19 protein-coding genes are annotated in these 17,129 nt (G+C 65.1%); 11 read left to right on the top strand and 8 right to left on the bottom strand.

Going from position 1 to position 17,129, the window contains the following annotated elements:
* The first annotated feature begins 69 nt into the window (after window positions 1–69).
* Window positions 70–456 (top strand): MerR family transcriptional regulator, encoded by a 387-nt coding sequence (locus tag EV665_RS21140; protein WP_023514262.1) that lies wholly within the window; start codon window positions 70–72, stop codon window positions 454–456.
* A 7-nt stretch (window positions 457–463) separates the two neighbouring features.
* On the opposite strand, the gene EV665_RS21145 is transcribed toward EV665_RS21140, so the two are convergent.
* From EV665_RS21145 to EV665_RS21155, 3 genes are all read right to left on the bottom strand, one after another.
* Window positions 464–937 (bottom strand): methyltransferase family protein, encoded by a 474-nt coding sequence (locus EV665_RS21145; RefSeq protein WP_064330078.1) that lies wholly within the window; start codon window positions 935–937, stop codon window positions 464–466.
* Window positions 938–941: 4 nt separating this feature from the next.
* A complete protein-coding gene (locus tag EV665_RS21150) occupies window positions 942–1,961 on the bottom strand; it encodes an acetyltransferase domain-containing protein (RefSeq protein WP_133035578.1) in 1,020 nt (339 codons plus the stop codon).
* 95 nt (window positions 1,962–2,056) lie between these two features.
* Window positions 2,057–2,746 carry a DUF599 domain-containing protein gene (locus EV665_RS21155; protein ID WP_133035579.1) on the bottom strand — a complete coding sequence of 230 codons (690 nt, stop codon included), beginning with the start codon at window positions 2,744–2,746 and terminating at the stop codon, window positions 2,057–2,059.
* Window positions 2,747–3,322: 576 nt separating this feature from the next.
* Here EV665_RS21155 and EV665_RS21160 point away from each other — a divergent pair.
* Window positions 3,323–4,723 (top strand): L-serine ammonia-lyase, encoded by a 1,401-nt coding sequence (locus EV665_RS21160; protein ID WP_133035580.1) that lies wholly within the window; start codon window positions 3,323–3,325, stop codon window positions 4,721–4,723.
* 76 nt (window positions 4,724–4,799) lie between these two features.
* Complete coding sequence (locus EV665_RS21165; protein ID WP_064330075.1) at window positions 4,800–5,237, top strand: DUF1489 family protein; 438 nt, start codon at window positions 4,800–4,802, stop codon at window positions 5,235–5,237.
* Window positions 5,238–5,249: 12 nt separating this feature from the next.
* On the opposite strand, the gene EV665_RS21170 is transcribed toward EV665_RS21165, so the two are convergent.
* The 4 genes from EV665_RS21170 to EV665_RS32395 all read right to left on the bottom strand — a co-directional run bounded on the left by EV665_RS21170 (window position 5,250) and on the right by EV665_RS32395 (window position 8,130).
* Complete coding sequence (locus EV665_RS21170; protein WP_064332506.1) at window positions 5,250–5,522, bottom strand: hypothetical protein; 273 nt, start codon at window positions 5,520–5,522, stop codon at window positions 5,250–5,252.
* Between the two features lie 165 nt (window positions 5,523–5,687).
* Window positions 5,688–7,136 carry a D-alanyl-D-alanine carboxypeptidase gene (locus EV665_RS21175; protein WP_133035581.1) on the bottom strand — a complete coding sequence of 483 codons (1,449 nt, stop codon included), beginning with the start codon at window positions 7,134–7,136 and terminating at the stop codon, window positions 5,688–5,690.
* A gap of 120 nt (window positions 7,137–7,256) precedes the next feature.
* Window positions 7,257–8,018, bottom strand: a complete 762-nt coding sequence (locus EV665_RS21180) for a hypothetical protein (RefSeq protein ID WP_133035582.1) — start codon at window positions 8,016–8,018, stop codon at window positions 7,257–7,259.
* A complete protein-coding gene (locus EV665_RS32395; protein WP_162853122.1) occupies window positions 7,993–8,130 on the bottom strand; it encodes a hypothetical protein in 138 nt (45 codons plus the stop codon). The genes EV665_RS21180 and EV665_RS32395 overlap by 26 nt, the downstream gene beginning before the upstream one ends.
* 130 nt (window positions 8,131–8,260) lie before the next feature.
* Here EV665_RS32395 and EV665_RS21185 point away from each other — a divergent pair, with 130 nt between their 5' ends.
* The 8 genes from EV665_RS21185 (at window position 8,261) to EV665_RS21220 (ending at window position 15,987) form a co-directional block, all read left to right on the top strand.
* Window positions 8,261–8,476, top strand: coding sequence for a hypothetical protein (locus EV665_RS21185; RefSeq protein WP_064330072.1), 216 nt, complete (start codon window positions 8,261–8,263; stop codon window positions 8,474–8,476).
* Window positions 8,477–8,678: 202 nt separating this feature from the next.
* A complete protein-coding gene (locus tag EV665_RS33115) occupies window positions 8,679–9,695 on the top strand; it encodes a septal ring lytic transglycosylase RlpA family protein (protein WP_281048270.1) in 1,017 nt (338 codons plus the stop codon).
* Between the two features lie 70 nt (window positions 9,696–9,765).
* Window positions 9,766–10,929, top strand: coding sequence for a D-alanyl-D-alanine carboxypeptidase family protein (locus EV665_RS21195; protein WP_133035583.1), 1,164 nt, complete (start codon window positions 9,766–9,768; stop codon window positions 10,927–10,929).
* Between the two features lie 108 nt (window positions 10,930–11,037).
* Entirely contained in the window at window positions 11,038–11,721 is a 684-nt protein-coding gene (gene tmk / locus EV665_RS21200) for a dTMP kinase (RefSeq protein ID WP_084437870.1), read from the top strand.
* On the top strand, window positions 11,718–12,749 hold the full coding sequence (locus EV665_RS21205) for a DNA polymerase III subunit delta' (protein ID WP_133035584.1): 1,032 nt from the start codon (window positions 11,718–11,720) through the stop codon (window positions 12,747–12,749). The genes tmk and EV665_RS21205 overlap by 4 nt, the downstream gene beginning before the upstream one ends.
* Before the next feature lie 77 nt (window positions 12,750–12,826).
* Complete coding sequence (gene metG / locus EV665_RS21210) at window positions 12,827–14,377, top strand: methionine--tRNA ligase (RefSeq protein ID WP_133035585.1); 1,551 nt, start codon at window positions 12,827–12,829, stop codon at window positions 14,375–14,377.
* A complete protein-coding gene (locus tag EV665_RS21215; protein ID WP_133035586.1) occupies window positions 14,378–15,157 on the top strand; it encodes a TatD family hydrolase in 780 nt (259 codons plus the stop codon).
* Between the two features lie 2 nt (window positions 15,158–15,159).
* Window positions 15,160–15,987, top strand: coding sequence for an MBL fold metallo-hydrolase (locus tag EV665_RS21220; protein ID WP_133035587.1), 828 nt, complete (start codon window positions 15,160–15,162; stop codon window positions 15,985–15,987).
* Here the strand turns inward: EV665_RS21220 and EV665_RS21225 are convergent.
* On the bottom strand, window positions 15,975–16,919 hold the full coding sequence (locus EV665_RS21225; protein WP_133035619.1) for a phosphoribosylaminoimidazolesuccinocarboxamide synthase: 945 nt from the start codon (window positions 16,917–16,919) through the stop codon (window positions 15,975–15,977). The two genes, EV665_RS21220 and EV665_RS21225, sit on opposite strands and share 13 nt — an antisense overlap.
* Window positions 16,920–17,129: the final 210 nt, after the last annotated feature.

A 17,129-nucleotide genomic window follows, 5' to 3' on the forward strand; every position in this document is an offset into this window, starting at 1 on the left:
GAAAAGAGCGAAAATTGACTTATACGTAAAAGTCAATAAAATGTCCGCCCAGACGAGATCGGAGCAGGCGTGGACAAGTTTTATACCATAACCGAGCTGACGCGCGAATTCGGGGTTTCCACCCGCACGCTGCGCTTCTACGAGGACGAGGGGCTGATCAACCCCGAGCGCCGCGGCCGCACGCGTCTCTTCCGCCCGGCCGACCGCCGCCTCATCCAGGAAATCCTGCGTGGCCGGCGCATCGGCTTCACCATAGCCGAGATCCGCGACATCATCCGCGTTTACAAGGATCCGCCGGGCGAGGTCGGGCAATTGGAATTGCTGATGGCGAAGGTCAGCGAAAAGCGTGACGAATTGCGCCAGAAGCGGCGCGATATCGAGGAGACGCTGGCCGAGCTCGACAATGTCGAAGAGGCCTGCCTCACCCGCCTCGCCGAAATCGGCGTCGGCACCTGAACCCTCGTCAGATCCAGCGCGTCGTCCCGTTGCAATAACGTTCGAAATCGATGCCGAAGCGTGAGAGCAGGTGCAGCTCCTCGCGCTTGATGGCGACGATGCTCGTCAGCACGGCGGCGATCATTGCCGTCACGATGCACCAGGGATTGAGCACCGCAAGGCCGATGCCGGCGGTCGCCAGCGTATAGCCGAGATAGATCGGGTTGCGGGTGAAGCGGTAGGGGCCGGACGTCACGAGATGGGTCGAGCAGCGGTTCGGCAGGATCGTCGTATGGCAGTCGAGCAGCGTGCGCATCGCCCAGACATCCAGCACGATGGCCATGAAGATCAGGAGACCGCCGGCCGTGCGGGCGATCCAGATGTTCGTCTCGGCCGCCGCGAGCGGAAAATACGCCTGGAGCAGGAAGGCCGCCGCGAGCGCCGCGCCGTAGATCAGCGGGGGCCAGGGAAAGGCGAGTGGCTTCATGCGATAGGCATTCATGATCCTACTCCTTCAGGTCGGTCTTCGTTTCCGCATCCATCGTGCATTGCGACGAGATCGCGGCGATGCGCTCGTCCTTCGTCACATCGATCGCACCGCGCGCAAGGTCGGTGAATAGGTTCTCTTCCGTCAGCCGGTCCAGCGTACAGCCGCAGAAGCTCCGGCAGAACCCGTCGCCGCGCTCGCTTTCGCAGGCGCGCATGCAGCTCTTCGTATAACCGACGACGGGATCGGCTGCAGGCGCGGGCACCACGAGGGAGAAGCCGTAGACCAGTGCGATCAGCATGGGCTGATGGATAAGGTAGATGGCGAGACTGTGGCGGCCGGCCTTTTCCAGAAGGCTTTTCCACCAGACTTTCGTCTGACCTCCGAAGCCCGCGAGCCGCTCGGGAAGCGGGCTTGAAATGAAGAGCCTGCCGAGCACGATGCCGATGAGGACCGGCGCCAGCCAGGGCAGCAGCGGCACATAGTCGTTCGAACGCGGGATGTCGACCGAAAGCCCGACCCACCAGAGCGCCGGGTGATCGAAGAGCGGGGCGCGCAGATAGAAGGGCGCTGCGACGGCGGCGGCGGCAGCAAGCAGCGTCACGACGAGCGGCAGGCGCAGGAAGAAGAGGCCGACGAGGCTCGCCGCGGCGATGGCATGCAGGATGCCGAAGAAGATGAAGGTCTCCGGGAAGGCGAACCAGGTGGCAAGTGTGATCGCCGCCGCCGCCAGCCCGATCTTGCCGAGGCGGATGAGGAAGGGCCTTGCGCGCAAACCCTGGACATGGCCGAGCACCAGGCTGAAGCCGACGAGGAACAGGAAGGAGCCGGCGATCAGCCGCGCGAAGATCTTCCAGCCGCCGGTCGTCGCCGTGTCCGGTTCGATATAGCCGAAGAAGCCGAGGTCCCAGGTGAAGTGGTAGACCGCCATGGCGACCAGCGCGAGGGCACGGAGCTGGTCGATCAGCGGGATGCGCGGAAGGCGGCGCGGTGCCGCACCTTCTCCTGCCACATTGCCGTCAATCACCGTCGTCGTCATGGGTCGGGGTCGCCGCATTGCTTTGGTCCATGGGAGAATGTCACGCCAAGCTTGCGCCGGGCGGATGGCCGAAAGGTGGCCGTCGGGAGGGGATGTCAGTCGATCCGTTCGAGAACGGCGAGCCGCGCTTCGGAATAGAACTGCCGGCGCACGAGCACGATGATGATGCCGACGGTCGTCGCGATGAAGAGATAGGGGCTGACGAACCAGCCGAGATAGCCGATCGACAGGAAGATGGCGCGCAGCCCCATGTTGAAGTGTTTCGCGGCGAGGATGTTCATGCGGATGACCTTGTCGGCGGCAAGGTCGGCGCCGGCCGGGTCCTTGTGGATGTCGCCGCTCATCGGGATCGCGCCGAGCAGGATCGTGCAGTAGTTGAAGAGGCGGTAGGACCAGCCGAACTTGAAGAAGGCATAGCCGAAGATGCCCGCGAGCCCGCCGACCTTCAGCTCGAAGCCGGCGCGGCTGCCCTGGAAGACCAGCGGCAGGTCGCTGAAGATGGCGAAGACCTGTTCCGTGGCGCCGAGCAGTGCGAAACAGCCGCCGAGCGCCAGGATCGAGGTGGAGGCGAAGAAGGCCGTGCCGTTCTGCAGGCCGGCCATGATCTGCGTGTCGATCATGCGCAGGTCGCGGTGCATCGCGTTGCGGATCCAGACGGCGCGCTGCGAGCTCATCGCCCGGGTGAGGCTGACACGGTCGAAGAATTTCGCCCGCTCCGTGATCCAGGAATATCCCGTCCACAGCAGGAGGAAGATGGCAAGGGCGACAAGATCCGATGTGCTCATGGCAAGCGTTGTGCCACGGATTCGGCATTTTGCAAGCGTCGTCGGGGCGGCCGCACGGGCCTGTTCAGACCTTGGGCGAAAAGGCGGCAATCCGCCGCCGCGGCCGTGCCGTCCAACCGTCTGATTTTGCGACATGTCATGCGTCTGGCGCGGGGCTCCTATGATCAGGACGCCTTGGTTTCGCCATCTTTCGCGATTGCGGTTTCATGAATTCTTCATTAAACAGGGCGCCGTGCAGGGCCGTCGCGGCCGTTGCAACGACATCTTCCAATCGGGGAAATCATGGAAAGTACCGTTCAGAAATCCTGCTGGGGCGTCACCGCCCGCGCAGTCCTCGGTTTTTGCGCAGTTCTGGTCATCGCCTATCTTTTCGGCGGCATCTGAAAACACCGGTCTGGCATCCTTACATGAACAGCGTGCTTCCTCGCGAAGCACGCTGTTTTTGTTTCGTGGCCTGTTGGAAGGGACATGTCGCGCAGGTAAAACCCGATGTCGGGAGATCGCCTTAAGTGCGCCGCATGATGACGTAGCTTCAGGGATCAGTGCGCCTGCCAAGGCAAGGGAGAAGTTCGGGACATGTTTCTTTCGGTATTCGATGTTTTCAAGATCGGGATCGGGCCGTCGAGCTCCCACACGATGGGACCGATGTCGGCCGCCAACCGCTTTCTCGATCTGATCCTTTCCGCCGACTGGCCGCGCCCGTCGGGCGCGCAGGTCACGGCGATCCGCATGAGCCTGCACGGTTCGCTCGCCTATACCGGCGTCGGCCACGGTTCCGACCGCGCCGTCATCCTCGGCCTGATGGGCGAGCGGCCCGATTCGGTCGATCCGGACCGCATGGACGCGATCGTCGCCGAGGTGGAGCGCGCCGGCCGCATCACCCCGCCGGGCCATCCCGGCTATGCCTTCCGGCCGAAGGACGACCTGATCTTCGACAAGAAGAACCCGCTGCCCGGCCATGCCAACGGCATGACCTTCTCGGCCTATGACCGCGACGACCGGCTGCTCCTCAAGCGCATCTACTATTCCGTCGGCGGTGGCTTCGTCGTTACCGACACCGAACTGGAACAGATGCGCGCCAGCAAGGCGCGTTCCAGCGACAAGAAGGTGCCGTTCCCCTTCGCCTCGGCCAGGCAGATGCTGGAGATGGCGGAACGCTCCGGCATGACGATCGCCCAGATGAAGCGCGCCAACGAGGAAGCCACCATGTCGCGCGAAGAGCTGGATGCTGGTCTCGACCGCATCTGGGGCGCGATGAAGAGCTGCATCGACCGCGGCCTCAAGAACGAGGGCATCATGCCGGGCGGGCTGAAGGTGCGCCGCCGCGCCCGCTCGATCCATGACAAGCTGCAGGAGGAATGGCGCTCCAACAAGGCGAACCCGCTGCTCGCCAACGACTGGCTCTCCGTCTATGCCATGGCGGTCAACGAGGAGAATGCGGCGGGCGGGCGCGTCGTGACCTCGCCGACCAACGGCGCGGCCGGCGTCGTGCCCGCGACGATCCGCTACTACCTGCATTTCCATGAGGATGCCGACCAGGACGGCATCCGCGACTACCTGCTGACGGCGGCCGCCGTCGGCGGCATCATCAAGCACAATGCCTCGATCTCGGGCGCGGAAGTCGGCTGTCAGGGGGAGGTGGGCTCCGCCTCCGCCATGGCCGCCGCCGGCCTTGCCGCCGTGATGGGCGGCACGCCGGAGCAGGTGGAGAACGCCGCGGAAATCGCGCTGGAACACCATCTCGGCATGACCTGCGATCCCATTGCCGGCCTCGTGCAGGTGCCCTGCATCGAGCGCAACGCGCTCGGCGCGGTGAAGGCCGTGACGGCCGCCTCGCTCGCGCTCAAGGGCGACGGCGTGCATTTCGTGCCGCTCGACGCCTGCATCGAGACGATGCGCCAGACGGGCGTCGACATGAACGAGAAGTACAAGGAAACCTCCACCGGCGGCCTTGCCGTCAATGTGGTGGAGTGCTGAGGCTTTCGCCGCGAACGCTGTGGAGTGCGACACGGCGGCCCCTTGACCGGGCCGCCGCAAGAGCGTTCAAAGGGGCATGGCCCTGCATCTCATCAAACTCTGTGTCGGCGCGGACTCGATCGAGGACCTGCGCGAATGGGTGTCCGAACGCTCGCTGATCGCGATCGCGGCGGGCATGGAACCGCATTCGAGCCACATCACCCGCATGGTGCCCAAGCGCGAGCAGGACCTGCTCGACGGCGGCTCGCTCTATTGGGTGATCAAGGGCCAGGTGCAGGCGCGCCAGCGCCTGCTCGACATCAAGACCTTCACGGATGCCGACGGCATTTCGCGCTGCGAGCTGGTGCTCGGGCCGGAGGTCGTCGAGACCGAGCTGCAGCCGCGCCGCGCCTTCCAGGGCTGGCGCTACCTGACGGACGACGACGCGCCGCGCGACCTGAAGAACATGGGTGACGGGACGGCCGACCTGCCGCTGGAATTGCGGCGGGAACTCGCCGAACTCGGCCTGCTCTGAAGAATCCCGCGCTCAGCGCAGGCGCAGGCGAACCGGATGGCGGCGTTCGCTGACACCGACATGGAGATGGATCCCGGCGGCCGGCTGGCCCGAGCGCCAGGCCCTGGCGCCATGGGCGAGCAGCATGCCGACGAGATCCTTCGTCCTGTTGCGCGAACGGCCGAGCCCGATATCCGCGATCCGCATCGCTGCCTCGTGCAGCGGATGGAGCGTGCCCTTCAGCGACCTGCGCTTTTCCGCGCTGGCCGCGGGAGGGACATCGAACAGGTTCTCGTTCATCGCCATGATCTGCCTCGTACGCATTACCCAATCGAGGATGGCAGAGCCGCTTTCGCGGCATTCCGCCTGCCTTGCTCCGCAGTCCCGGGACGCACTACCTGTCCGGTGACGTTGCTGGGGCAAGGCGGTAGTTGAGGGAGCGCGCCGAACCGCCGGCGCGTCCGGTCGTTCTTACTGCTGGCTGGCCCAGCAGGCGAAACCCTTGCGCTTCAGCGCGTTGCAGGCTGCCGTTGCGCCGTTCTGGTTGTCGAAGCCGCCGAAGCGGGCGCGGAAAAGCTGCTGGCTGCCGCTGTTGACGGCGACGGTGAAAGGCTGTGCGCTGGAAAGCGCCTTGCCACCCTGGCTCTTCGCCTTGGCAAGCAGGTCCTGTGCCTGGCCCTTGTCGGGCGTCGCGCCGATCTGGATGACCCAGCCGGAGGGCACGGCATTCGAGACGACGGTGGAGGAGGTGGTCAGCTCGTCGAGCGAGCCGCCCGTATCGCCCTGTTCCGTCAGGTCCGCCGGCGGCACGGCGGCGTCGCGCTGGATCTTCAGCGTTGCGGCGAGCGCACGCTTGCCGACAACTTCCGAGCTCGACGTTGCGGCATAGGCCGTCTCGATGCGGGCCTCGTTGTAGCGATAGGTCGGGATCGGGCCGTTCTCCGGCAGGTCGAGGCCACCGGAAACCGATGCGGTCGTCGCCTTGCTGGCGACTTCGGCGGTCAGCGTCGGCGCATCCTTGGTTTCGGCGATCAGGTCGCCGCTGCCGCGGCGCGAGGCCTTCGGCATGTAGGTGGCGATCAGCTTGCGCATCTGCTGGTCGCGGGCGGCGCCCGAGCGGCCGCCGATGACGACGCCGACGACGCTGCGCCCGTCGGCCACGGCCGAGGTCACGAGGTTGTAGCCGGAAGCGCGGGTATAGCCGGTCTTGATGCCGTCGACGCCGCGCACGGTGCCGAGCAGCCGGTTGTGGCCGTTGATGGTCTGCTTGCCGAAGCGGAAGCTGCGGACCGAGAAATAATCGTAATATTGCGGGAAATGCTGGCGCAGCGCGATGCCGAGGCGGGCCTGGTCACGGGCGGTGGTCACCTGCGCCGTATTGGGAAGGCCGTTGGCGTTGCGGTAGACGGTGCGCGTCATGCCGAGCGCGCGCGCCTTCTGCGTCATCATGCGGGCGAAGCGCTCTTCCGAACCGCCGAGGAATTCGGCGAGCGCCGTGGAGGCGTCGTTCGCCGAGCGGGTGATGAGGCCGAGCATCGCCTGTTCGACGGTGATCGAATTGCCGGCGCCGACACCGAGCTTCGTCGGCGGCTCGCTCGCGGCGTTCTTGGAGAAGGGGACGCGGGTGTCGAGGCGGATCTTCCCGGCCTCCAGCGCCTCGAAGGTGAGGTACAGCGTCATCATCTTGGTGAGCGATGCGGGATAACGCAGCGCGTCCGCATCCTCGCTGTAGAGCACCTTGCCCGTCTTGGCGTCGATGACGATGCCGGAATATTTCGGATTGGCTTCTGCCGGTGTGGCGACGGCGACGGTGGCGACCATTCCAATCATCACCAGACCTTTCGCCGCAATGGCAAATGCCTGGCAGGAGCGGGGGAGGAAATCGAGGAATACGGAACGGGACACTACGTTACTCTTCATTCTCGGATTGCACATGTTGTCCGGGCGTGACCTGCCGGATCGACCATTTCCGGCACAGTAGCGGGATAGCGTTACCAATCGGTTTATGATGAATCATTGGTTTCTGAGATTGGCGGTGTTTTATCGGCCGGGGCCGGTGAACGAGGGGCGGCCGTTGCGGATCAGCGACCGGCCGAGATAGTCGCGAATGCGCGCCTCCATGGCCTGCCACTGCGGCAAAAGTCTGCTCGAAAAACGATAAAGCACGGAAAGGTCCTCACCGATGTGGATATCGCGCTGGCAATCGGCGCTGGTCGACTGCGCTTCCTCGGCCGGGATCATGCAGCGCACCGCATAGTCGGAACCGTCGGGCAGGCGGCCCGTGAAGAACACCTCGTCGCCATAACCGGAGTTCTCCTTCAGGCGCCGCAGGACGAGGCCGGCCGGGCCGGGCTCGAACGTGCCGGCGAAGAGATGGCCGTAGATCGGCTCCAGCCGGCCGGACATGTCCTTCGACATCGTGCTTTGCGAAAGATTGAGGAAGACCAGGCTTTCCGGGCGGCTGGCATCGTTGAAACGGCTGCGCTGGGCATTCGAATAGCCCCGCATTTCCGGCCAGGTGAGATAGAGGTCGACCCGGTCCGCGCGGCCCGTCTGGCGCTGCTCCTCGAAGCGGATCGTGTTGGCGGGAAGGCGGATCTGGTCCTGGCCGATGACGATGTCGACGAGCGCGGCATTCTCCGTGTGCCCCGCCAGCGCGATGCGTTCACCGAGAACGCGGCCGGCGACGCTGATCGCGACCGTCAGGCTCGCCAGCACGGCGACGCCGATCGTCAGGCGCGTCAGAAGGCGATGGGAGATGAGGGGGGCATGTTCGTCATTGCCGGTCGCTGCCGCTGTCATCTCTTCCGCCTTCGATGGTCTGGCCGGAATCGGCTTCTTCCGCCGCCTCGACCCTGTGCGGAGCCTCTGTGAGCAGGGTTAATTTTTGGTTGAGATCGGCGATCCGGTGCATCAGATCCGTCCGGCGCCGGGGCGTGATCCTGCAAGATTTCCCGACTTGTTGCTGACGCATTCTGCACCTAGACTTCCCGGCGCATCCGACAGAAATCCTGCCGGCTGGATGCGGAACAGGGGAGGCAGCCATGGACGTGCTTCGAGACCCCACGCATATCGGCATGTTCGAGCCTCAGGACCTTGTCGTCCTGCAAGGCGTCTTCACCCGATTGGCGGCGGCAAAAACCCCCAGTCTCGATGAAGACCGCGCCCGGTCGCTGGCCCGGTCGATCATCACCCTCTATAGACACGGCGTGCGCGACCCCGAGCAACTCTTCGACGTGCTGCAGGTCCAGGCCTCCTGAGACCGAAGTCGATGGGCGGGTCGGCCCCGGATTAACCGGACATAAACCATGAATCATGGAAGCTTGCGGCGGGGTTCCCATCCATTCGCAATTTTGCCATCTTATTGGCATGATTAACGGACTGTTATTTACTGAGTGGCATTGACGGCCGACTTGCAGGGGCAAGGCAGTTGGCTGGCGCACCGTCGGGGACAATAGCGGCGTGGGACATAAAAAATCGAAGATCATTGCGACCCGGTTCGGCACGAGCCTGCGGTTGTTGACTATTCCGCTGGTCTGCGCGGGTCTTGCCGCCTGTGCGACGACCACGCCGGCGCCCAAGAAGAAGGTGCGCAGCAAGGAATATTTCTCCGAGGCCGAATACGGCGTGAAGGCCAGCCCGCGCGTCGTCGAGGAAGGCCAGCCCGTGCCCAAGGGCGGCGGCCGCTACCAGGTCGGCAAGGCCTACCAGGTTCGCGGCAAGTGGTATCAGCCGAAGGAAGAGCCGGGCTACAACAAGACCGGCCTTGCCTCCTGGTACGGTTCCGCCTTCCATGGCCGCAAGACGGCGAATGGCGAGGTCTACGACAAGTATCATCTCTCCGCCGCGCATCCGACCTTCCCTCTGCCGAGCTACGCGCGCGTCACCAATCTGGAGAACGGCACCTCCGTCGTGGTGCGCGTCAACGATCGCGGCCCCTATCATGAGGGCCGGGTGATCGACGTTTCCTCCAAGACGGCCGACCTGCTCGACATGAAGCGTACCGGGACGGCCAAGGTGCGCGTGCAATATGTCGGCAAGGCGCCGCTCGAGGGCAACGACATGCCCTATCTCATGGCGTCCTACGTCACCAAGGGCTCGCGCGTTCCGGCGGTCGATCCGGGCGGCCAGATCGCCACGGGCGTCATGGTGGCCTCGGCCGACAACAGCATGCTGCCGGGCGTCGGCCAGGGCGAGGGCATCCTCAGGGTTCCCGCCGAAAGCACGATGACGGCCCTTGCCAAGACAGCGCCGGCAAGCGACGCCTTCCAGGTCATGGAGCAGTTCGTCATGCTGCCTGACATCGGCCCGCTGCCCATCGAGCGGCCGAATTTCGTGCCGCAGCTTTCCGCCGATCCGAGCTATGCCGCAGCCTATGCGGACGAGCGCGTGCGGGATGCCGCCGGTGCCTTCGATGCCATCCTGACGATCGACGGCAAGCTGACGCCGCTCTCGGCGCTTGCCGACAACGCGGGCTGATCGCCCGCGTTCCCGAAGCCGTTTGCGCTCGGCAGGCGGCTGTGGGAGTGTGACGACATCCGGAGTCGCCATGCATCGCCGCCTTTTCGCCGCCCTTGTTCTCCTCCTGTCCGTCGCGAGCCTTGCGTTTGCCCAGTCGGCCGCGCCGCAGGCCGGTTTCGACGTCAAGGCGAAGCAGGTCTACCTCATCGAGGCGGAAACCGGCACGGTGCTGTTCGCACGCGCCGAAGACGAGGCGGTGCCGGCCGCTTCGCTCGCCAAGCTGATGACCATGGCGAGCGTCTTCAAGGCGCTCGCGGCCGGCGAGACGACGCTCGACACGACCTATCCCGTCACCGAACATGCCTGGCGCACGGGCGGCGCGCCGTCGCGCACCTCCACCATGTTCGCCGCCCTGAAGTCGACGCCGCGCGTGGAAGACCTCATCCGCGGCGTCACGGTGCAGTTCGCCAACGATGCCTGCATCATCCTCGCCGAAGGCCTTGCCGGCTCGGAGACGGCCTTTGCCGAGCGGATGACAACGGAGGCGCGGGCGCTCGGCCTCGAAAACGCGACCTTCGCCAACGCGACCGGCCTGCCCAACCCCGGCAACACGGTGACGATGCGCGAGATGGTGGCGCTCGCCCGGCACCTCCAGACGACCTATCCCCAGCACATGGGCTACTATCTCGAGCCGGAATTCGAGTGGAACAAGATCAAGCAGCGCAACCGCAATCCGCTGCTGGCGCTCAATATCGGCGTCACCGGCTTCGTCACCGGGTTTTCGGAGGAGGGCGGCTACTCCATCGTCGCCGCCGTGAACCGGGACGGCAAGCATCTCGTGCTCGCCATGGGCGGGATGGAAAACGACAAGACGCGTATCGACGAATCCCGCCGCATCATCGAATGGGCGCTCTCCTCCTTCGAACGCCGCACGCTGTTCAAGGAGGGCGAAGCGATCGCCGATGCCAGCGTCTATGGCGGCGATGCCTCGACGGTGCCGCTGGTCGCCGGCGAGCAGGTCGACGTCTTCCTGCCGAAGGACAATTCGCAGCGCCTCGTCGCGCGCGTCGTCTACAACTGGCCGGTGCGCGCGCCGGTGACGCCGGGGCAGGCGGTCGGCACGCTGAAGATCTGGAACGACAAGCAGCTCCTGCGCGAGGTGCCGGTGGAGACGGCGGGCACCGTCGGCGTCGGCACGCTGCGCGCCCGCGCGCTCGATGCGCTGATCGAACTGTTCTTCTTCTGGATCTGACGGGGTGGAGCGGGGCGAAAAGCGTTTCGCCGGCCGGAAACATGGGTTAGTAGTGTCCCGAGTCATCCCGGCCCTGCCGGATATCGCGCGTAAAAACGGAAACAGGATTTGTCGGCCGCACCGGGTTTGTTTGTCACGTTCGAGGGCGGCGAGGGCGCCGGAAAGTCGACGCAGATCCGACTTCTGGCCGATTCGTTGCGCGCGCGCGGCCTCACCGTGCTGATGACGCGCGAGCCGGGCGGCTCCAGGGGCGCGGAGGCAGTGCGCCACGTCCTGCTTTCAGGCGCCGCGGAACCCTATGGCATCCGCATGGAGGCGGTGCTGTTCGCCGCCGCGCGCAGCGACCATGTCGAAGAGGTGATCCGCCCGGCGCTTGCCGCCGGCACGGTGGTGCTGTGCGATCGCTTCATGGATTCCTCGCGCGTCTACCAGGGCATTACCGGCAACCTGGAACAGCCCTTCATCGAGGCGCTGGAGCGCGTCGCCATCAACGGCGTCGTGCCCGATTGCACGATCGTCTTCGACCTGCCCGCCGCCATCGGCCTGGAGCGCGCTCGCAAGCGCGGCGCCGGCGAGAGCGCGGCGCCCGACCGCTTCGAGAAGGAAGAGCTGGAAACCCACGAAAAGCGCCGCGAGGCCTTTCTCGACATTGCCGAGCGCGAGCCGCTGCGCTGCCGCGTCGTGGATGCGACGCAGGCCCCGGAGGCGATCGCCGCCCAGGTGCTCGCCCTCGTCGAGCCGCTGCTGCCCATCACCGCCCATGGCCGGCAGGATCCGGAGCACGTCTCGTGAGCGAGGAGCGGCCCGGCATTCTCGACGGCGCGGTGCATCCCGCCGAACAGACGAAACTCTTCGGCCATGCCGAGGCGGAGGCTTTCCTTGCACGCTCCTATCGCTCCGGCAAGGGGCACCATGCCATCCTGATCGAGGGGCCGAACGGCATCGGCAAGGCGACGCTCGCCTTCCGCTTCGCCAACCACGTTCTTCACCACCCGGAACCCGCCGAGGCGCCGGAGACGATCGCCGACCCGTCGCCCGCCTCGCCGGTCACCCGGCAGCTTGCCGCCGGCGCCTCGCACAATCTCCTGCATCTCACCCGTCCGGTCGACGAGAAGACCGGCAAGGTGAAGGCCTTCATCACGGTCGACGAGGTGCGCAGGGCCGGAAAGTTCCTGGCGCAGACATCGGGCACCGGCAACTGGCGCATCGTCATCATCGACCCCGCCGACGACCTCAACCGCAACGCCGCCAACGCCATCCTGAAGATCCTGGAAGAACCGCCGAAGCGCTCGCTCTTCCTCGTGCTGACCCACGCCCCCGGAAAGCTCCTGCCGACCATCCGCTCGCGCTGCCTGCCGCTGGCGCTGTCGCCGTTGTCGCAGGACGATCTCGCCGCCGCCCTCGACAGCCTCGGCGCATCGCCGTCCGGCCCGCGGGCAGGGGAGGTGCTTGCCGCCGCCCATGGCAGCGTCTCCGAAGCGCTGAAGCTCACCCATTATGGCGGCTTCGACATCGTGGAGGCCTTCCGCGCCATCGTCGCCGCCCCGGCCGAGCCGCCGCGCCGCGACGTGCACAAGCTCGCCGACGTGCTTTCGGCGAAGGACAGCGACACGGTCTTCTCCTTCTTCTGCCAGCACGCCACCGATTTCGTCACCGACGCCGCGCGTTCCGCAGCGCTGTCCGGCGACCTGGCCCGCGCCGACCGCCTCGCCCAGCTCTCCTCGCAGCTCGGCGAGCGCATCGCCGTCGCGCAAGGCTACAATCTCGATCGCAAACAGACGATCATCACCGTGCTCGACGACATTCGCGCCTCGCTTTAAGTGAACTTGCTGTTTCCCTTGCCGCCCGCATGGTCTAATACCTTGCGGCATTGCACAACCGAAGACAGAACGCTCCCATGACCGACACGTCCCGCTTCTACATCACGACCGCCATTTCCTATCCGAACGGCAAGCCGCATATCGGCCATGCCTACGAGCTGATCGCGACGGATGCCATGGCGCGCTACCAGCGGCTGGACGGGCGCGACGTGTTCTTCCTGACCGGCACGGACGAGCATGGCCAGAAGATGCAGCAGACGGCACGCAAGGAAGGCATTTCTCCACGCGAGCTTGCCGATCGGAATTCGAAAGAATTCAAGGATATGGCTGTTCTTCTTAATGCGTCGAACGATGATTTCATCCGCACGACGGAAGAGCGCCATTACGAGGCCTGCGCCGAGATCTGGCGCCGCATGGCCGCCAATGGCGACATCTACAAGGGCGGCTATGCCGGCTGGTATTCCGTGCGCGACGAGGCCTATTACCAGGAGAACGAGACGGAGATGCGCGACGACGGCGTGCGCTACGGCCCGCAGGGCACGCCCGTCGAATGGGTGGAGGAGGAGAGCTACTTCTTCCGCCTCTCCGCCTACCAGGACAGGCTGCTGAAGCATTACGAGGACAATCCGGACTTCATCGGTCCGGCCGAGCGCCGCAACGAGGTGATCTCCTTCGTCAAGTCGGGCCTCAAGGACCTATCGGTCTCGCGCACCACCTTCGACTGGGGCATCCCGGTTCCGGACGACCCTGATCATGTCATGTATGTCTGGGTCGACGCGCTGACCAACTACATCACCGCGACCGGCTACCTCACCGATCCCGAGGGACCGCGCGCCAAATACTGGCCGGCGAACATCCACATCATCGGCAAGGACATCATCCGCTTCCACGCCGTCTACTGGCCGGCCTTCCTGATGTCGGCGGGCCTGCCGCTGCCGGGCCGCGTCTTCGCCCATGGCTTCCTGCTCAACAAGGGCGAGAAGATGTCGAAGTCGCTCGGCAACGTGGTCGACCCGGTCAACCTCGTCAATCATTTCGGCCTCGACCCGATCCGCTACTTCTTCCTGCGCGAAGTCTCCTTCGGCCAGGACGGCAGCTACAGCGAGGAAGGCATCGCGACCCGCATCAACTCGGACCTCGCCAACGGCATCGGCAACCTCGCCAGCCGCTCGCTGTCGATGATCGTCAAGAACTGCGACGGCAAGGTGCCGGAGTGCGGCGACCTCTCCGACGCCGACCGCGCCATGCTCGCCTCCGTCGATGCGCTGCACGCCATCACCCGCGAGGAGATGGGCAGGCAGCAGATCCACAAGGCGCTGGCCGCGATCATCGCCGTCGTCTCGGAGGCAGACCGCTATTTCGCCGGCGAAGCGCCCTGGGCGCTGAAGAAGACCGATCCCGTCCGCATGGGCACCGTGCTTTATGTCACGGCGGAGGTCGTGCGGCAGATCGCGATCCTGCTGCAGCCCTTCATGCCGAAATCCGGCCGCAAGCTGCTCGATCTCGTTGCCGCGCCCGTCGAAAAACGCGATTTCGCGGCGCTCGGCGAGGCCGGTCGCCTCGTCAGCGGCACGCCGCTGGAAGCGCCAACCCCGGTCTTCCCGCGTTACGTCGCGCCCGAGGCGTAAATGCTGATCGATACCCATTGCCATCTGGATTTCCCCGACTTCGAAGCGGAGCGCGACGCTATCGTCGCACGGGCGCACGCGGCCGGGGTGACGCAGATGATCACCATCTCGACGCGGGTGAAGAAATTCCCCGCGATCCTGGCGATCGCGGAAAAATACCCGTCCGTCTTCTGCTCGGTCGGCACCCATCCGCACAATGCGGACGAGGAGCTCGACATTCCGGTCTCGGAACTGGTCGAACTCTCGAAGCACCCGCGGGTCGTGGCGATCGGCGAGGCGGGGCTCGACTATTTCTACGACAATGCACCGCGCGATGCGCAGGCCATCGGCCTTCGCAACCACATCGCCGCCGCGCGGGAAACCGGCCTGCCGCTGGTCATCCACAGCCGCTCGGCGGACGAGGACATGGCGGCGATCCTGACCGAGGAAACGGGGAAGGGGGCCTTTCCCTTCCTGCTGCACTGCTTTTCCTCCGGGCCGGAGCTTGCCCGCACCGGCGTGGCGCTCGGCGGCTACGTCTCCTTCTCCGGCATCCTGACCTTCCCGAAATCGGAAGAGCTGCGGGAGATCGCGAAAACCGTGCCGCTGGAGCGCATGCTGGTCGAGACCGACGCACCCTACCTTGCGCCGAAACCCTATCGGGGAAAACGCAACGAGCCGGCCTATGTGGCGCACACCGCGGCCGTGCTGGCGGAGACCGTCGGCGTCAGCGAGGACGAGATCGCCCGCATCACCACCGAGAACGCCTTCCGCATCTTCTCGAAGATGCCGCGGGTGTAGCCGTGGCCACGACGCGGCGCTTCACCATTCTCGGCTGCGGTTCGTCGCCCGGCGTGCCGCGCATCACCGGCGACTGGGGCGCCTGCGATCCCGCCAACCCGAAGAACCGTCGCACCCGCGCCGCCTTCCTCGTCGAGCAGATCGGCCCGGAGGGCAGGACGACCGTCGTCATCGACACGGGGCCGGATTTCCGCATGCAGATGATCGCCGCGGGCGTGGAAGGCATCGACGCGGTGCTCTACACCCACGCCCATGCCGACCATATCCACGGCATCGACGACATCAGGGGCTTCGTGCTGCAGAACCACAAACAGGTGCCGATCTGGGCCGATCCGGTGACGATGGAGCGCATCCGCGAGGGGTTCGGCTACTGCCTGAAGACGCCGCCGGGCAGCATGTATCCGCCCATCGTGACGGAAAACCTGATCGAGCCGATGGATGCGCCGGTGAAGATCGACGGGCGAGGGGGCGCGATCACCTTCCAGCCCCTCCTCCAGGTGCACGGCTCCATCCATTCCCTCGGCTTCCGCATCGGCGACGTCGCCTATTGCAGCGATATCAGCGACTTCCCGGACGAGACGATCCCGCGGCTCGAAAACCTCGACATGCTGATCGTCGACGCCCTGCAATACCGCTTCCATTCCAGCCACCTGTCGCTCAGCCAGGCGCTCGAATGGATCGAGCGGCTGAAGCCGGCGCGCGCCATCCTGACCCATATGCATGTGCCGCTCGATTACGACACGGTGCAAAGGGAAACGCCGGCCCATGTGGAACCGGCGTTTGACGGGCTCAGCTTCGAGATCGAACTTCCGGACGATCAGGCGAAATAGGGCTTCAGGTTCTGGCGGATCCGTTCCAGCACCGTCGCGCCCGAAAGGTCGGGCACGAAGGTCTTGCCGGTGATCTGCTCATAGGCCTGGATATAGACCTTCGAGGTCTGCTCGACGAGTTCGCGCGGGATTTCCGGGATCGGGTCCTTGTAGGGATCGCAGCGCTCGGTGACCCAGGCACGCACGAAATCCTTGTCGAAGCTCGCCGGGCGGCCGCCCGTGGCGAAACTCTGCTCGTAGCTGTCGGCGATCCAGTAGCGGCTCGAATCCGGCGTGTGGATCTCGTCGGCCAGCACGATGCGGCCATCCTTGTCCGTGCCGAACTCGTATTTGGTGTCGACGAGGATCAGCCCGCGTTCGGCCGCACGGGCCTGTCCGCGCGCAAAGAGCTCCAGCGCATAGCGCGACACCGTTTCCCATTGCTCGGGCGTCAGCAGGCCTTGCTCAAGGATTTCTGCGCCGGAGAGCGGTTCGTCGTGACCGCCGTCGAAGGCCTTGCTCGTCGGCGTGATGATCGGCTCGGGCAGCTTCTCGTTGTCCTTCAGGCCATCCGGCAGCGTGATGCCGTACATTTCGCGCTCGCCCTTGCGGTATTTCGTCAGGATCGAGGTGCTGGTCGTGCCGGCGAGATAGCCGCGCACGACGATCTCGACCGGCAGGATGTCGAGCCGCGTGCCGATGACGACGTTCGGGTCCGGATAGGAAATGACGTGGTTCGGGCAGATGTCGGCGGTTTCCTCGAACCAGTAGCGCGCCGTCTGGGTGAGAACCTGGCCCTTGAAGGGAATGGCGGTGAGGATGACGTCGAAGGCGCTGAGCCGATCCGTCGCGATGATGATGCGGCTGCCGTCCGCAAGGTCGTAGTTCTCGCGGACCTTGCCGTTGTAGCGGTTCGGCAGTTCCGGGATATGGGCGTCGGAGAGAATGCGCAAATCGCTCATCGTGGCGGGCTTTCGCTGTTGGTTTCGTCTGCCGTTTCGCTTAAGGCCACGGGTGGTGAAGGGTCAAGGCGGAAACCGGATTTCCAGAGGGTTTGGGACGTTTGCGAGCATCGTATAGTTCCATAATCTATCTTATGTGACATTTGGATATGGTTGAATATGCCCTCCTTCCGGCTGCTACACCCGCATGAATTGGACGGC

This window comes from Shinella granuli, from assembly GCF_004341885.1.
Lineage (GTDB): Bacteria > Pseudomonadota > Alphaproteobacteria > Rhizobiales > Rhizobiaceae > Shinella > Shinella granuli.

Coding starts and splice junctions, on each gene's coding strand:
- EV665_RS21175 (WP_133035581.1), bottom strand. CDS start 7,136: ATGAAGAGTAACGTAGTGTCCCGTTCCGTATTCCTCGATTTCCTCCCC.
- EV665_RS21150 (WP_133035578.1), bottom strand. CDS start 1,961: ATGACGACGACGGTGATTGACGGCAATGTGGCAGGAGAAGGTGCGGCA.
- EV665_RS21185 (WP_064330072.1), top strand. CDS start 8,261: ATGGACGTGCTTCGAGACCCCACGCATATCGGCATGTTCGAGCCTCAG.
- EV665_RS21195 (WP_133035583.1), top strand. CDS start 9,766: ATGCATCGCCGCCTTTTCGCCGCCCTTGTTCTCCTCCTGTCCGTCGCG.
- EV665_RS21170 (WP_064332506.1), bottom strand. CDS start 5,522: ATGGCGATGAACGAGAACCTGTTCGATGTCCCTCCCGCGGCCAGCGCG.
- metG (WP_133035585.1), top strand. CDS start 12,827: ATGACCGACACGTCCCGCTTCTACATCACGACCGCCATTTCCTATCCG.
- EV665_RS21215 (WP_133035586.1), top strand. CDS start 14,378: ATGCTGATCGATACCCATTGCCATCTGGATTTCCCCGACTTCGAAGCG.
- EV665_RS21160 (WP_133035580.1), top strand. CDS start 3,323: ATGTTTCTTTCGGTATTCGATGTTTTCAAGATCGGGATCGGGCCGTCG.
- EV665_RS32395 (WP_162853122.1), bottom strand. CDS start 8,130: ATGCACCGGATCGCCGATCTCAACCAAAAATTAACCCTGCTCACAGAG.
- EV665_RS21145 (WP_064330078.1), bottom strand. CDS start 937: ATGAATGCCTATCGCATGAAGCCACTCGCCTTTCCCTGGCCCCCGCTG.
- EV665_RS21180 (WP_133035582.1), bottom strand. CDS start 8,018: ATGACAGCGGCAGCGACCGGCAATGACGAACATGCCCCCCTCATCTCC.
- EV665_RS21155 (WP_133035579.1), bottom strand. CDS start 2,746: ATGAGCACATCGGATCTTGTCGCCCTTGCCATCTTCCTCCTGCTGTGG.
- EV665_RS21165 (WP_064330075.1), top strand. CDS start 4,800: ATGGCCCTGCATCTCATCAAACTCTGTGTCGGCGCGGACTCGATCGAG.